Raw genomic sequence first — 13,117 nt, 5'->3', positions numbered from 1 at the left:
GCGTGCGAGTAGAAGACAGCCGGTCGGCCAGGTCCTGGCCGATCACCCCACGTCCCAGACCGGTTCCGGCGTCTCCACCACGTCGCCGTCGCCCCGGAACAGGACGAACCGGTCGAAGGTACGGGTGAACCACCTGTCGTGTGTCACCGCGACCACCGTCCCGTCGAACGCGGTCAGCCCGGCCTCCAGCGCCTCGGCGGAGGCCAGGTCGAGGTTGTCGGTGGGCTCGTCGAGCAGCAGCAGCGTCGCCCCGGACAGTTCCAGCAGCAGCACCAGGAACCGCGCCTGCTGCCCGCCGGAGAGCGTGCCGAACCGCTGGTCGCCCTGCCCGGCCAGCTCGTACCGGGACAGCGCCGCCATCGCCGCGTGCCGGTCCATGCCGGCCCGGTGGTCGTCGCCGCGCCACAGCACCTCGACCAGCGTCTTCGCCATCAGCTCCGGCCGGTCGTGGGTCTGCGAGAAGTGCCCGGGCCGGACCCGGGCGCCGAGCCGGACCACGCCGCCGTGGGCGACTGGCGCGAGCGCGGCGGCACCGTCCACAGGCGTGTTGCCCGGTTCCGGGTCGGTGCCGCCCCGGGCCAGCAGGCGCAGGAAGTGCGACTTGCCGGTGCCGTTCGCGCCGAGCACCGCGACCCGGTCGCCGTACCAGAGTTCCAGGTCGAACGGGTAGGTCAGGCCGTCCAGCTCCAGCTGCTCGGCGATCACCGCGCGCTTGCCGGTCCGCCCGCCGGTCAGGCGCATCCGGATGTCCTGGTCCTTCGGGGGTACGGGCGGGGGCCCGGCCTCCTCGAACTTGCGCAACCGGGTCTGCGCGGCCTGGTAGCGGGAGGCCATCCCGTCGTTGTACGCGGCCTTCTGCTTGTACATCAGCATCAGCTCGCGCAGCTTCTGGTGTTCCTCGTCCCAGCGTTTGCGCAGCTCGTCGAGGCGGGCGTGCCGGGCCACCCGCGCCGAGTGCCAGCTCGCGAAGCCGCCCGGGTGCACCCAGGCGCTGCCGCCCTCCACCGCGACGACCCGGTCGGCGGTCTGGGCCAGCAGTTCCCGGTCGTGCGAGACGTAGAGCACGGACTTGCCGGATTCGCGCAGCCGCGCCTCCAGCCAGCGTTTGCCGGGTACGTCGAGGAAGTTGTCCGGCTCGTCGAGCAACAGCACCTCGTCCGGGCCGCGCAGCAGCAGCTCCAGCGCGAAGCGCTTCTGCTGGCCGCCGGACAGCGTGCGCACCGGCCGGTCCCGGGCGCTGTCCCAGGGCAGGTCGAGCACGATGGTGGCGACGGTGTCGAACAGGACTTCGGCGTCGTACCCGCCGGTCTCACCCCAGGCGGCGAGCGCGTCGGCGTACGCGAGCTGGGCCTTGGCGGCGGCGGAGCTGTACTTGCCGCGGACCTCGGCCGCCCGCATGGCCGCCTCGGTCTCGGCGAGCCGCAGCCCGGCGTCGCGCAGCGCCGGCGGGGCGAGCGACAGGGCCAGGTCGGCGAGTGTGGACTCGTCACCGATCATGCCGATGAACTGCCGCATCACGCCGAGCCCGCCGGAGCGGGCGATCGCGCCGGTCTTCACCGGCAGGTCGCCGGCGACCATTCGCAGCAGCGTGGTCTTGCCGGCGCCGTTCGGACCGACGAGCGCCACCTTCGCGCCCTCGCCGACCCGGAACGACACGTCGCCGAACAGCTCACGTCCGTCCGGGAGGATGTGCCCGACCCCTGCCACGTCCACGTATCCCACGCGGGCATCCTGCCCGAGCCGGGTCGGTGGACGACACCGGATTACCGGGTGACCCGCAGCACCCGGTAGCCCTTCTGGCTGGCGTGCCGCTCGACCGCCCAGCCCTGTTCGACCAGCCAGCGGTGCAGCGAGTCGCCGCCGAGGTGCCGGGCGACGACCAGCCAGGCCACGCCGTCCGGGGCGAGCCGGGGCAGCCAGCGCAGCAGCAGGCCGTGCAGTTCCGGCTTGCCGATGTGGATCGGCGGGTTGGACCAGATCTGGGTGAAGGTGACGTCGTCCGGCAGTTCGTCGGGTGCGACGGCGCGTACCCGACGGGCGGCGCCGACCCGGGCCGCGTTGGCGGTGGTGAGGGCGCGGGCGCGCTCGTTGACGTCCACCGCCCAGACGGTGGCCTGCGGTGCGACGGTGGCCAGGACGCAGGTGATCGGGCCGAAGCCGCACCCGATGTCGAGCAGCGCGCCGGTGACGTCGGCGGCCGGCAGTTCGGCCTTGCGCAGCAGCACGGCGGTGCCCGGGTCGAGGCGGTCGGCGGAGAAGACGCCGCCGGCCGAGGCGAGCGTGTAGTCGCGTCCGGCGACTGTGAACTCGACCTCGCGCGGGCGGGCCGGGGTCGAGGGCTCAGCGGTGAAGTAGTGGTCGCCGGTCACGCAGGCATTCTCGCACCGGGCCGGAGTGGTTCCGGCGACGGTGTCGCGGGCCGGGCCGCACGCCACTCCGCCAGATTTTCCCGATATTACCCCTGAAAGGGACAATCAGCCCTACTCTATGCCACATGGTGTACCGGTACGAGTCCGAAGAGGACGCCTTCCTGGAGTACCCGAAGCCCGGGTCGGCCCCGAACGGGCCCGCAGCCACGACGCCCCCGCCCGCGGGTCCGTCACGCTCCCGCTTCCCCACCCCGTCGCTGCCCCCGCCGCCGCGACCCACCACCCTGCCACCGGCCGCTGCGGCCGAGCAGGCCGACCCCGACGGGCAGGCGGTGGTGGACGACGCCCGCGCACCCGTTCCGGCACCACCGGCCCCGGCGCCCACACCCGGGCGGCCCGCGCCACCACGGGAACCCTCCCCGGTGCCGCAGCCCGCGCCGCCCGTGCCGGCACCCGTACCGGCGGCGACGAACCGGCCGGCGGTGCCGATCCAGGCCAGCCCGGCCGCCCGCGCCGCCGACGTCTCCGAGCCGCCCCGGACCCGGCGCGCCGAACGCCGCGGCGGCGGCCGGTTCTGGCAGACGCTCGTCGGCGGCGCCGCCGTACTGCTCCTGCTCTCACTCACCGGGCTCGCCGTCGCGGCCCTGCTCGACGAACGCACCACCACGCCGCCGGCCGGCCGGCCGACCCCGCAGCCGACCGAGTCGAGCGCCCCGTCCGGCGGCACCGACCTGGACTCCCGGGACACCGACCAGGCGTCACTCACCGCCAAGGAGGTCTTCCCGGCCAAGGAGCTCGTGGTCACTGACGGAGAACCGGCCTACCGGGTGCTCAAGACCCAGGCCAGCACGAAGTGCCAGGTCGCGGCCACCGGCGAGATCGCCGACCTGCTGGTCCGGCTCGGCTGCAACCAGGTCGTGCGGGGCACGCTCCGCTCCCCCGACGGCGACCACCTGATCACCGCCGGTCTGCTCAACCTCACCGACGTGGCCACCGCCCAGCGGGTACGCGACCGCATCCGGCCGCTGCTCGACACGCGCCAGGGACGGTTCCGTGGCATGGCCGCGGGCGACGGCACCGAGGCGGTGGAGCGGGCCGCGGCCCGGGTCGCCTGGCAGGTACGCGGACACTACGTCGCCTTCTGCCTGGTCACCCGCGCCGACGGGGAGCACATCCCGAGCGACGACGCGACCGCCCGCGAGATCATGTACGACCTGGTCGAGCTGCACCTCAACCAGGGTGTGCTGGACCGCCGCGCGGCCTCCGGAACCGCCGGGCAGCCCGACGCGGACTCGGTCGAGGACAGCGGCGGTCAGCGGGGCACGGACTGATCCGGGTTCAGCCCTCGGCCACCGGCACCCGCAACCGGCGGGTCTCCTCGGCCCGGCGGGCGTACTCGGCCGGGTCGGCCGGGTAGCCCACCTCCACCAGGGCGAGACCGTGCGCGGGCGCTACGGTCACCTCGCTGGAGCGTTCCCGCCGGGTCAGCAGGCCGGCCGGCCACTGGACCGGCCGCCGCCCGTCGCCGGCCACCAGCATCGCCCCGACCAGGCTGCGCACCATGTTCTGACAGAACGCGTCGGCCTGCACGGTGGCGACCAGGATCCCGTCCGGGTCGCGCCGCCAGTCCAGCCGGGTCACCTCGCGCAACGTGGTCGCGTTCTCCTTGCGCCGGCAGTACGCGGCGAAGTCGTGCTCGCCCACCAGCCCGGCGGCGGAGGCGTTGAGGGCCGCCAGGTCCAGCGGTTTGGGCCAGGCCAGCGTGTCCCGGCGGCGTAGCGGCTCGGCGCCCCACGGCGCGTCGGTGACCCGGTACTCGTAGCGCCGGAACGTGGCCGAGAACCGGGCGTCGAAGTCGGCCGGCACCTCGGTCATCGCGCGCACCCGCGCATCGGGCGGCAGGAGCCGGGCCAGCCGGCGCAGCAACCGCCCCTCGTGCTCCCGCCACACCGCCGCCGGCAGGTCGAGGTGGCAGACCTGCCCGGTGGCGTGCACCCCGGCGTCGGTACGTCCGGCCACCGTCAGGCCGGTCGCCGTGCCCGCGCCGAGCACCAGGTCCACCGTCTGCATGAGCACGCCCGCCACGGTGCGCCGCTCCGGCTGGGGCGCCCAGCCGGAGAAGTCGGTGCCGTCGTACGAGACGTCCAGCCGCAGCCGGGTCCGCTCGTCCACCTCGTACCTCCTGTCGACGGCGACGGGCCCGGCACCCCCGAGGGGATACCGGGCCCGGTCGAGCCTGATCTCAGGCCTTGTCGTTCTCGGTGGCCTCGTCGCTGTCCTCACGGGCGGCGGCGGTGTCACCCGACGCGGAGACCGGCGCCTCGGCGTCCTGGTCGGCGTCGCTGGAGCGCGGCGTCTCCTCGGCCGGGGCCAGGGCCTCGACCTTGTCCTGCTGCGCGGCCTTGCGGGCGGCGGTCTTCTTGTTCGCCTTCGGCTCGGCGACCTGAAGCTCCTCCACCAGCTCGATGATCGCCATCGGAGCGGCGTCACCCTTGCGCGGGCCGGTCTTCACGATCCGGGTGTAGCCACCGTTGCGGTTGGCGTACCGGGGCGCGATCTGGTCGAACAGGGCGTAGACCACGTCCTTGTCCTTGACGACGCCCAGCACCCGGCGGCGCGAGGCGAGGTCGCCGCGCTTGGCCTTGGTGATGAGCTGCTCGGCCAGCGGACGCAGCCGCCGGGCCTTCGTCTCGGTGGTCTGGATCTTGCCGTGCTGGAACAGCGCGGTGGCCAGGTTGGCCAGCATCAGCCGCTCGTGCGCGGGGCTGCCGCCGAGGCGGGGGCCCTTGGTGGGCGTGGGCATGCTTGGTGCTCCTCAGGTGTGGCGGCAGCGCGGACTAGAGCTGCTCGGTCTCGCGGTAGTCGTCGGTGTCGTAGTCGGCCTCGCCGAAGGCGTCCACGACGTGCGCCGGGTCGAAGTTCGGAGCCGAGTCCTTCAGCCCCAGGCCCATCCCGGCGAGCTTCATCTTGACCTCGTCGATCGACTTCTGACCGAAGTTGCGGATGTCGAGGAGGTCGGCCTCGGTACGCCCGATGAGCTCACCAACGGCGTTGATGCCCTCGCGCTTGAGGCAGTTGTAGGAGCGGACGGTGAGGTCCAGCTCCTCGATCGGCAGGGCCAGGTCCGCCGCCAGCTGGGCGTCCTGCGGGGACGGCCCGATGTCGATGCCCTCGGCGGTCTCGTCCAGCTCCCGGGCCAGCCCGAACAGCTCCACCAGCGTCGAGCCGGCCGAGGCCAGCGCGGTACGCGGGCCCATCGACGGCTTGGTCTCGACGTCGATGATCAGCCGGTCGAAGTCGGTCCGCTGCTCGACACGGGTCGCCTCGACCCGGTACGTCACCTTGAGCACCGGCGAGTAGATCGAGTCGACCGGGATCCGGCCGATCTCGGCGCCCGCCTGCTTGTTCTGCGCCGCCGTGACGTAGCCGCGCCCCCGCTCGACGGTCAGCTCCATGTCGAGCCGGCCCTTGCCGTTGAGGGTGGCGAGCTTCAGGTCCGGGTTGTGCACCGAGACACCGGCCGGGGGCTGGATGTCACCGGCGGTCACGTCGCCCGGGCCCTGCTTGCGCAGGTACATGCTGACCGGCTCGTCGTGCTCGGAGCTGACGCACAGCTCCTTGATGTTCATGACGAGCTCGACCACGTCCTCCTTGACACCGGGGATCGTGGTGAACTCGTGCAGCACACCGTCGATCTTGATCGAGGTGACCGCCGCGCCCGGGATCGACGACAGCAGCGTACGCCGCAGCGAGTTGCCGAGCGTGTAGCCGAAGCCGGGCTCCAGCGGCTCGATGGTGAACCGGGAGCGGGTCTCGTTGATCGACTCTTCGGAGAGAGACGGTCGCTGGCTGATGAGCATCTTTTCTCTTCTCTTCCGGGGCGCCCGCTATATGACGCCCACGACACAACTGTTCCGGTGGCCCGCCCCGGAGGACGGGCCACCGCAACGAGCCCTTACTTGGAGTAGAGCTCGACGATCAGCTGCTCCTGGACCTGGGTGTCGATCACCTGGCGGGCCGGGAGCGAGTGCACGAGGATCTTCAGCTGGCTCGGGATCGCCTCCAGCCACGCCGGAACGGTCCGCGAGCCGGCCTCACCCTGCGCCACGAGGAACGGGGTGAGCTCCTTGCTCTTGGCACGCACCTCGACGATGTCGTGCTCCTTGACGCGGTACGACGGGATGTCGACCTTCTTGCCGTTCACCGTGAAGTGGCCGTGCTTGACCAGCTGACGGGCCATGTCCCGGGACTTGGCGTAGCCGGCCCGGTAGACCACGTTGTCCAGCCGCGACTCGAGGATCTGCAGCAGGACCTCACCGGTCTTGGCTTCCTTGCTCACGGCCTCTTCGTAGTAGCCGCGGAACTGCTTCTCCAGCACGCCGTAGACACGGCGGGCCTTCTGCTTCTCACGGAGCTGGAGCAGGTACTCCGTCTCCTTCGTGCGGCCGCGGCCGTGCTGCCCGGGCGGGAACGGCCGGGACTCGAACGGGCACTTCGGACCATCGCACTTGCTGCCCTTGAGGAACAGCTTCATCTTCTCCCGCCGGCAACGGCGGCAGTCAGCACCGGTGTAACGAGCCATCTCTCTCTAACCTCTCAGACCCGGCGACGCTTCGGCGGACGGCACCCGTTGTGCGGCTGCGGCGTGACGTCGGAGATCTGCCCGACCTCGAGGCCGACGGCCTGCAGCGAACGGATGGCGGTCTCCCGGCCGGAGCCGGGGCCCTTGACGAACACGTCGACCTTGCGCATGCCGTGCTCCATCGCGCGGCGCGCGGCGGCCTCGGCGGCGAGCTGCGCGGCGAACGGAGTCGACTTGCGAGAGCCCTTGAAGCCGACCTGGCCGGAGGAGGCCCAGGAGATGACCGCACCGGTCGGGTCCGTGATGGACACGATGGTGTTGTTGAAGGTGCTCTTGATGTGCGCCTGCCCGTGGGCGACGTTCTTGCGTTCCTTGCGCCGGACCTTCTTGACGGCGGCTCCGGCACGAGCCTTCGGTGGCATAAGTCTGTGCGCTCCTAGTTACTTCTTGCCGGGCTTCTTCTTGCCGGCCACGGTCCGCTTCGGGCCCTTCCGGGTCCGCGCGTTGGTCTTGGTGCGCTGGCCACGCACGGGCAGACCGCGACGGTGCCGGATACCGGCGTAGCAGCCGATCTCGACCTTGCGGCGGATGTCAGCGGCGACCTCGCGGCGCAGGTCGCCTTCAACCTTGTAGTTGCCCTCGATGTGGTTCCGGAGCTCGACGAGCTCCTCGTCCGTGAGGTCCCGAACGCGCTTGTCCGGCGAGATGCCGGTCGCGGCGAGCGTCTCCAGGGCGCGGGTGCGACCGACCCCGAAGATGTAGGTGAGCGCGATCTCCATCCGCTTCTCGCGGGGGAGATCCACGCCGACTAGACGTGCCATGTGCGGGCGTACTCCTCGTGATGTTGTGGCGGAGGTGTGGACCCGTCCCACCCCGCTACCGGCCGTCCCTGTCCTTCCGGCGTCGAGAACGCCGGCGACCGGGATCGGTCGCTGCCCGAGCGGGCCCCGGCCTCCGACCGGGGGTCAACCACGAGGGGGTACGCGCTGCGCACCCGACCGCGGCTGGGACGAGCTGGTGATGTGTTGGGGCGTCAGCCCTGGCGCTGCTTGTGGCGCGGGTCGGTGCAGATGACCATGACCCGGCCGTGCCGGCGGATCACCCGGCACTTGTTGCAGATCCTCTTGACGCTCGGCTTGACCTTCACGGTTGCCTTACTTCCCATCTGGCCCGGAGCCGCGACGGAGCGCGATCCGGACGTCGAAGACGGACACGGGTCTCCCGGCCGCCGTCAGGCTTACTTGTAGCGGTAGACGATGCGCCCGCGGGTCAGGTCGTACGGCGAGAGTTCGACGACGACCCGGTCCTCCGGCAGGATGCGGATGTAGTGCTGCCGCATCTTGCCGCTGATGTGAGCGAGCACCTTGTGGCCGTTCGCGAGCTCCACCCGGAACATGGCGTTCGGCAGGGGCTCGATGACCCGACCCTCGATCTCGATTGCTCCGTCTTTTTTCGGCATGTCCTCCGCTGTCCTGACGTCGGTTACTCCGGACGGCCCACAACGTCTTACACGGGAGAACTGATCAAGATCAGGAAACCCGCGCCAGCCGCGGCTCCGACTCCCACCGAAGCGCAGGGTGGGCATGGCGGAGTGGACGCTGTGCGCCGATCCGAAAGTGTACGCCGACCCGCGCTTGCTCGCCAAACCGACCGGCGCGACAGTCACCCGGACGGCTCGAATATGACGCACGTCACGCCTCCCAGGGCCCACAGGCCCCCGCCGGGAGCGATCAGGCAGCCGGGGAGTCGACAGGCGTCTGCCGCGCGGTCACCAGGTCGCCCAGACGGGCCCGTCCGCCGTCCTCGGCGGTCAGCACCCACACGCCGTCGTCCAGCAGCGCCATCGAGTGCTCGACGTGCACCGCCATCGACCCGTCCCGGGTCACCACGGTCCAGCCGTCGGCCAGCTCGACCGTACGCGGCGACCCCATCGTGATCATCGGCTCGATGGCGAGCGCCAGACCCGGCACCAGGCGCGGGCCCTTGCCAGGGCGACCGTGGTTGAGCACGTGCGGGTCCTGGTGCATCTCGGTGCCGATGCCGTGGCCGCCGTAGCCGTCGACGATGCCGTACCGGCCGCCCCGCCGGACCGCGGTCTCGACCGCGTGGGAGATGTCGGTGAGCCGGCCCTTGCCGGAGGCCGCCCCGCGCGCCGCGGCGGCGATCCCGGCCCACATGGCGTCCTCGGCCACCGCTGTCATCCTCAGCAGGGCCGGGTCGACGTCGCCGACCGGCACCGTGACCGCCGCGTCACCGTGCCAGCCGTCCAGCACCGCGCCGCAGTCGATGGAGATCAGGTCGCCCTCGCGCAGCACCTGCTCGGGCGACGGGATGGCGTGCACCACCTGCCGGTTGACCGAGGAGCAGATCGACGCCGGGAAGCCGTGGTAGCCCTTGAACGACGGCACGGCGCCCGCCTCGCGGATGGTCGACTCGGCGATCGCGTCCAGGTCGGCCGTCGACACGCCCGGAGCCACCGCCTCCCGCATCCGGCGCAGGGCACGGGCGACGACCAGACCGGCGGCCCGCATCAGCTCGATCTGCTCGGGGGTCTTCAGCTGGATGTCCAGCTGGGGACGGCGCATGTGGTGGTTCCCTTTCGTCGCGTACGCGGAGCAGCGGGGCACGTCGCGCGTACCCCGCTGTTCGCACTCTATCCGCCGGGTGGCGGCGGGACCTCAGCCGCCGTACGAGCGCAACGCGTCGATGGCGCGGACGGTGACGTCCTCCACCGGGCCGGTCGCGTCGATGCCGACCAGCTTGCCCTGGGCGCCGTAGTAGTCCACGAGCGGCGCGGTCTTCTCGGCGTACTCCCGCAGCCGGGCGGCGATGGTCTCCGGCTTGTCGTCGTCGCGCTGGAACAGCTCGGCGCCGCAGCGGTCGCAGACGCCCTCCCGGCTCGGCGCGTCGAACTCGACGTGCCAGATCTTGCCGCAGCCGCGGCAGGTGCGCCGGCCGGACAGCCGCCGGATCACCTCGTCGTCGTCGACGACCAGCTCCAGCACCAGATCCAGCGCGGTGCCCAGGTCGGCGAGGAGCTTGTCCAGCGCGGCGGCCTGCGGAGTGGTCCGCGGGAAGCCGTCGAGCAGGAAGCCCTCGCTCGCGTCCGGCTCGGCGAGCCGGTCCCGCACCATGTTGATGGTGACCTCGTCCGGGACCAGCTTGCCGGCGTCCATGTACCGCTTGGCCTCGACGCCCAGCGGCGTGCCCTGGGAGACGTTCGCGCGGAAGATGTCACCGGTCGAGATCTTCGGCACCGAGAGGTGCGCGGCGATGAACTCCGCCTGTGTGCCCTTGCCCGCGCCCGGCGGGCCAACCAGAACGAGTCTCATCTACCGCAGGAACCCTTCGTAGTTCCGCTGCATGAGTTGGCTCTCGATCTGCTTGACGGTCTCCAGACCGACGCCGACCATGATCAGCACAGCGGTGCCGCCGAACGGGAAGTTCTGGAACTGCTGGTTGTCCAGCCAGATGAAGAAGAAGTTCGGCAGGATCGCGACGATGCCGAGGTAGAGCGCGCCCGGCAGGGTGATCCGGCTGAGGATGAAGTCGAGATACTCGGCGGTCGGCTTGCCGGGGCGGATGCCCGGCACGAAGCCGCCGTACTTCTTCATGTTGTCCGCGACCTCGGTCGGATTGAACGTGATCGACACGTAGAAGTACGTGAAGAAGATGATCAGCAGGAAGTAGATCGCGATGTGCTCCGGCGCGCTCGCCTTCACGATGTGGTTCTGGATCCACGCCTGGACCTTGCCCGGGTCGTTCTGATCGAAGAACTGGAGCGCGAGCTGCGGCAGGTAGAGCAACGACGAGGCGAAGATGACCGGGATGACACCCGCCTGGTTCACCTTCAGCGGGATGTAGGTCGACGTGCCGCCGTACATCCGCCGGCCGATCATGCGCTTGGCGTACTGCACCGGGATGCGGCGCTGTGCCTGCTCGATGAACGTGACAGCGGTGATGACCACCAGCACCAGGGCGATGACGAGGAGGAACATCCCCCAGCCCTTGGTGGTCTTGATTTTCCAGCCCTCGCTGGGGAGCCGGGCCGCGATCGAGGTGAAGATCAGCACGGACATGCCGTTGCCGACGCCCCGGTCGGTGATCAGCTCACCGAGCCACATCACCACGCCGGTGCCGGCGGTCATGGTCATGACCAGGATGGTCAGGGTCAGCCAGTCGGGGATGCCGGTGCCGCGGGGCACGATCGGGAACTGGTCGCACTGGTTGTTGAACAGCTGCCCGGAGCGGGCCAGCGCCACGAACGCCGAGGCCTGGAGGACGCCCAGGCCCAGCGTCAGATAGCGGGTGTACTGCGTGATCTTTGCCTGCCCGGCCTGGCCCTCCTTGCGGAGCTGCTCCAGGCGCGGGATCACCACCGTCAGCAGCTGAAGGATGATCGACGCGGTGATGTAGGGCATGATGCCCAGCGCGAAGACCGAGAGCTGGAGCAGCGCGCCACCGGAGAAGAGATCCAGCAGGTTGAGCACACCCGTGCTGCCACCCTGGATCGAGTCGAGGCACTTCTGCACGTTGCCGTACGAGACGCCCGGGCTGGGCAGCGTGGCGCCCAGCCGGTAGACCGCGATGATGCCTACTGTGAACAGCAGCTTCTTGCGCAGGTCAGGCGTACGGAACGCACTGAGAAAGGCGGACAGCAACTTCTTCCTCCTGCGCGACGCGGGCCGCCGGTGACGAATCCCTGGCGGGGCGGGGTGTGGTGCCGGACGGAGTGTCCGGAATCCATGGCTGGGAACGGACTCTAACAGCCCGATCCCGGTCCGGGCAGATGTCCCCGGCTACATAAAACGAATCCGATGTTACCCGGCGCACACGTGGCCGGTAGACCATGGCGCCCGCCCAGTCGCGAACAACTGAGCGGGCGCCATGCACATCGTCTTACAGCTCGGTGACCGAGCCACCGGCGGCGGTGATCTTCTCCTTGGCCGACGCGCTGAACGCGTGCGCCGACACCTGGAGGGACACGCCGCCGAGGTCGCCGGTCCCGAGCACCTTGACCGGGTGACCCTTGCGGACCGCACCGGCCTCGACCAGCTCGACCGGGCCGACCTGGCCGCCGTTGGGGAACAGCTCGGCCAGCCGGTCCAGGTTGACCACCTGGAACACGACCTTGAACTTGTTCTTGAAGCCCTTCATCTTCGGCAGGCGCATGTGGATGGGCATCTGCCCACCCTCGAACGCCGGCGAGATGTTCTTGCGGGCCTTGGAACCCTTGGTACCGCGACCGGCCGTCTTGCCCTTGGAGCCCTCACCGCGACCCACGCGGGTCTTGTCGGTCTTGGCGCCGGGAGCCGGACGCAGGTGGTGCACCTTGATCGTCATTACTCGACCTCCTCGACCTTCACGAGGTGGTTGACCGTGAAGATCATGCCGCGGATCTCCGGCCGGTCCTCCTTGACCACCACGTCGTTGATCCGCTTGAGACCGAGCGAACGCAGCGACTCACGCTGGTTGCGCTTGGTCCCGATCTCGGACCGGACCTGGGTGACCTTCAGGCGTGCCATCAGGACGCCACCCCCGCCCGCGACGCCAGCATGGCGGCCGGCGCGACGTCCTCGACCGGCAGACCACGACGGGCCGCGACCTGCTCCGGGGACTCGAGCCCCTTCAGGGCCGCCACCGTGGCGTGCACGATGTTGATCGGGTTGGACGAGCCGAGGCTCTTGGAGAGCACGTCGTGGATGCCCGCGCACTCCAGCACGGCACGCACCGGGCCACCGGCGATGACACCCGTACCGGCGGAGGCCGGCTTGAGCAGCACCACACCGGCCGCGTCCTCACCCGTGACCGGGTGCGGGATCGAGGCGCCGATGCGCGGCACCTTGAAGAAGTGCTTCTTGGCCTCCTCGACACCCTTGGCGATAGCCGCGGGCACCTCCTTGGCCTTTCCGTAGCCCACGCCGACGGTGCCGTCGCCGTCGCCCACGATCACCAGGGCGGTGAAGCTGAAGCGACGACCACCCTTCACGACCTTGGCGACGCGGTTGATCGCGACGACCCGCTCGAGGTGCGGGGTCTTCTCGACGGGCGCGTTTCCGCGGCCGCCCTCACGGCGGTTGTCGCGGCGACCACCCTCGTTGCCACCGGACCCGCCGCCACGGCGCTGTTGACCTGGCATCAGCAGCCTTCCTTCTCTCTCGTGACG

At 70.5% G+C, this 13,117-nt stretch carries 17 protein-coding genes; 1 reads left to right on the top strand and 16 read right to left on the bottom strand.

What is annotated here, in order from left to right:
• Positions 1-42 precede the first annotated feature (42 nt).
• Positions 43-1,722, bottom strand: a complete 1,680-nt coding sequence (locus C569_RS0104295; RefSeq protein WP_018784570.1) for an ABC-F family ATP-binding cassette domain-containing protein — start codon at positions 1,720-1,722, stop codon at positions 43-45.
• 41 nt (positions 1,723-1,763) lie between these two features.
• A complete protein-coding gene (locus tag C569_RS0104290) occupies positions 1,764-2,369 on the bottom strand; it encodes a class I SAM-dependent methyltransferase (RefSeq protein ID WP_026267682.1) in 606 nt (201 codons plus the stop codon).
• Between the two features lie 125 nt (positions 2,370-2,494).
• Here C569_RS0104290 and C569_RS0104280 point away from each other — a divergent pair, with 125 nt between their 5' ends.
• Positions 2,495-3,700, top strand: a complete 1,206-nt coding sequence (locus tag C569_RS0104280) for a hypothetical protein (protein ID WP_231394727.1) — start codon at positions 2,495-2,497, stop codon at positions 3,698-3,700.
• 7 nt (positions 3,701-3,707) lie between these two features.
• Here C569_RS0104280 and truA read toward each other — a convergent pair whose 3' ends face one another.
• The 14 genes from truA to rpsE all read right to left on the bottom strand — a co-directional run bounded on the left by truA (position 3,708) and on the right by rpsE (position 13,090).
• Positions 3,708-4,541, bottom strand: a complete 834-nt coding sequence (truA, locus tag C569_RS0104275; protein ID WP_018784568.1) for a tRNA pseudouridine(38-40) synthase TruA — start codon at positions 4,539-4,541, stop codon at positions 3,708-3,710.
• Between the two features lie 70 nt (positions 4,542-4,611).
• Complete coding sequence (gene rplQ, locus C569_RS0104270) at positions 4,612-5,172, bottom strand: 50S ribosomal protein L17 (protein ID WP_018784567.1); 561 nt, start codon at positions 5,170-5,172, stop codon at positions 4,612-4,614.
• 34 nt (positions 5,173-5,206) lie between these two features.
• A complete protein-coding gene (locus tag C569_RS0104265; RefSeq protein ID WP_018784566.1) occupies positions 5,207-6,229 on the bottom strand; it encodes a DNA-directed RNA polymerase subunit alpha in 1,023 nt (340 codons plus the stop codon).
• Positions 6,230-6,324: 95 nt separating this feature from the next.
• Positions 6,325-6,951 carry a 30S ribosomal protein S4 gene (rpsD, locus tag C569_RS0104260; protein ID WP_018784565.1) on the bottom strand — a complete coding sequence of 209 codons (627 nt, stop codon included), beginning with the start codon at positions 6,949-6,951 and terminating at the stop codon, positions 6,325-6,327.
• A gap of 14 nt (positions 6,952-6,965) precedes the next feature.
• Positions 6,966-7,373, bottom strand: a complete 408-nt coding sequence (gene rpsK, locus C569_RS0104255) for a 30S ribosomal protein S11 (RefSeq protein ID WP_013288613.1) — start codon at positions 7,371-7,373, stop codon at positions 6,966-6,968.
• A gap of 18 nt (positions 7,374-7,391) precedes the next feature.
• On the bottom strand, positions 7,392-7,772 hold the full coding sequence (gene rpsM, locus C569_RS0104250) for a 30S ribosomal protein S13 (protein ID WP_013288614.1): 381 nt from the start codon (positions 7,770-7,772) through the stop codon (positions 7,392-7,394).
• A 212-nt stretch (positions 7,773-7,984) separates the two neighbouring features.
• On the bottom strand, positions 7,985-8,098 hold the full coding sequence (gene rpmJ / locus C569_RS0104245) for a 50S ribosomal protein L36 (RefSeq protein WP_012184307.1): 114 nt from the start codon (positions 8,096-8,098) through the stop codon (positions 7,985-7,987).
• Positions 8,099-8,188: 90 nt separating this feature from the next.
• The gene (gene infA / locus C569_RS0104240) at positions 8,189-8,410 is read right to left on the bottom strand and encodes a translation initiation factor IF-1 (RefSeq protein WP_007073013.1); all 222 of its coding nucleotides are present in this window, start codon (positions 8,408-8,410) and stop codon (positions 8,189-8,191) included.
• Between the two features lie 271 nt (positions 8,411-8,681).
• Entirely contained in the window at positions 8,682-9,536 is an 855-nt protein-coding gene (map, locus tag C569_RS0104235; protein ID WP_018784564.1) for a type I methionyl aminopeptidase, read from the bottom strand.
• Positions 9,537-9,629: 93 nt separating this feature from the next.
• Complete coding sequence (locus C569_RS0104230; RefSeq protein ID WP_018784563.1) at positions 9,630-10,283, bottom strand: adenylate kinase; 654 nt, start codon at positions 10,281-10,283, stop codon at positions 9,630-9,632.
• A complete protein-coding gene (gene secY, locus C569_RS0104225) occupies positions 10,284-11,612 on the bottom strand; it encodes a preprotein translocase subunit SecY (RefSeq protein WP_018784562.1) in 1,329 nt (442 codons plus the stop codon).
• A 238-nt stretch (positions 11,613-11,850) separates the two neighbouring features.
• Entirely contained in the window at positions 11,851-12,294 is a 444-nt protein-coding gene (gene rplO / locus C569_RS0104220) for a 50S ribosomal protein L15 (RefSeq protein ID WP_018784561.1), read from the bottom strand.
• The gene (rpmD, locus tag C569_RS0104215) at positions 12,294-12,476 is read right to left on the bottom strand and encodes a 50S ribosomal protein L30 (RefSeq protein ID WP_018784560.1); all 183 of its coding nucleotides are present in this window, start codon (positions 12,474-12,476) and stop codon (positions 12,294-12,296) included. Before rpmD ends, rplO begins: the two co-directional genes overlap by 1 nt.
• Positions 12,476-13,090 (bottom strand): 30S ribosomal protein S5, encoded by a 615-nt coding sequence (rpsE, locus tag C569_RS0104210; protein ID WP_018784559.1) that lies wholly within the window; start codon positions 13,088-13,090, stop codon positions 12,476-12,478. Before rpsE ends, rpmD begins: the two co-directional genes overlap by 1 nt.
• Positions 13,091-13,117 lie beyond the last annotated feature (27 nt).

The organism is Micromonospora sp. CNB394 (assembly GCF_000374985.1).
Classification (GTDB): Bacteria; Actinomycetota; Actinomycetes; order Mycobacteriales; family Micromonosporaceae; genus Micromonospora; species Micromonospora marina.
The sequence above is the reverse complement of the archived record's forward strand: the minus strand, read 5'-3'. Positions and strand labels throughout refer to the sequence as shown.

Excerpts from the sequence above, each read along its gene's own strand:
- C569_RS0104280 (WP_231394727.1), top strand. The coding sequence starts at position 2,495 with ATGGTGTACCGGTACGAGTCCGAAGAGGACGCCTTCCTGGAGTACCCG.
- rplQ (WP_018784567.1), bottom strand. The coding sequence starts at position 5,172 with ATGCCCACGCCCACCAAGGGCCCCCGCCTCGGCGGCAGCCCCGCGCAC.
- C569_RS0104265 (WP_018784566.1), bottom strand. The coding sequence starts at position 6,229 with ATGCTCATCAGCCAGCGACCGTCTCTCTCCGAAGAGTCGATCAACGAG.
- rpsD (WP_018784565.1), bottom strand. The coding sequence starts at position 6,951 with ATGGCTCGTTACACCGGTGCTGACTGCCGCCGTTGCCGGCGGGAGAAG.
- rpsK (WP_013288613.1), bottom strand. The coding sequence starts at position 7,373 with ATGCCACCGAAGGCTCGTGCCGGAGCCGCCGTCAAGAAGGTCCGGCGC.
- rpsM (WP_013288614.1), bottom strand. The coding sequence starts at position 7,772 with ATGGCACGTCTAGTCGGCGTGGATCTCCCCCGCGAGAAGCGGATGGAG.
- infA (WP_007073013.1), bottom strand. The coding sequence starts at position 8,410 with ATGCCGAAAAAAGACGGAGCAATCGAGATCGAGGGTCGGGTCATCGAG.
- map (WP_018784564.1), bottom strand. The coding sequence starts at position 9,536 with ATGCGCCGTCCCCAGCTGGACATCCAGCTGAAGACCCCCGAGCAGATC.
- C569_RS0104230 (WP_018784563.1), bottom strand. The coding sequence starts at position 10,283 with ATGAGACTCGTTCTGGTTGGCCCGCCGGGCGCGGGCAAGGGCACACAG.
- rplO (WP_018784561.1), bottom strand. The coding sequence starts at position 12,294 with ATGACGATCAAGGTGCACCACCTGCGTCCGGCTCCCGGCGCCAAGACC.
- rpmD (WP_018784560.1), bottom strand. The coding sequence starts at position 12,476 with ATGGCACGCCTGAAGGTCACCCAGGTCCGGTCCGAGATCGGGACCAAG.
- rpsE (WP_018784559.1), bottom strand. The coding sequence starts at position 13,090 with ATGCCAGGTCAACAGCGCCGTGGCGGCGGGTCCGGTGGCAACGAGGGT.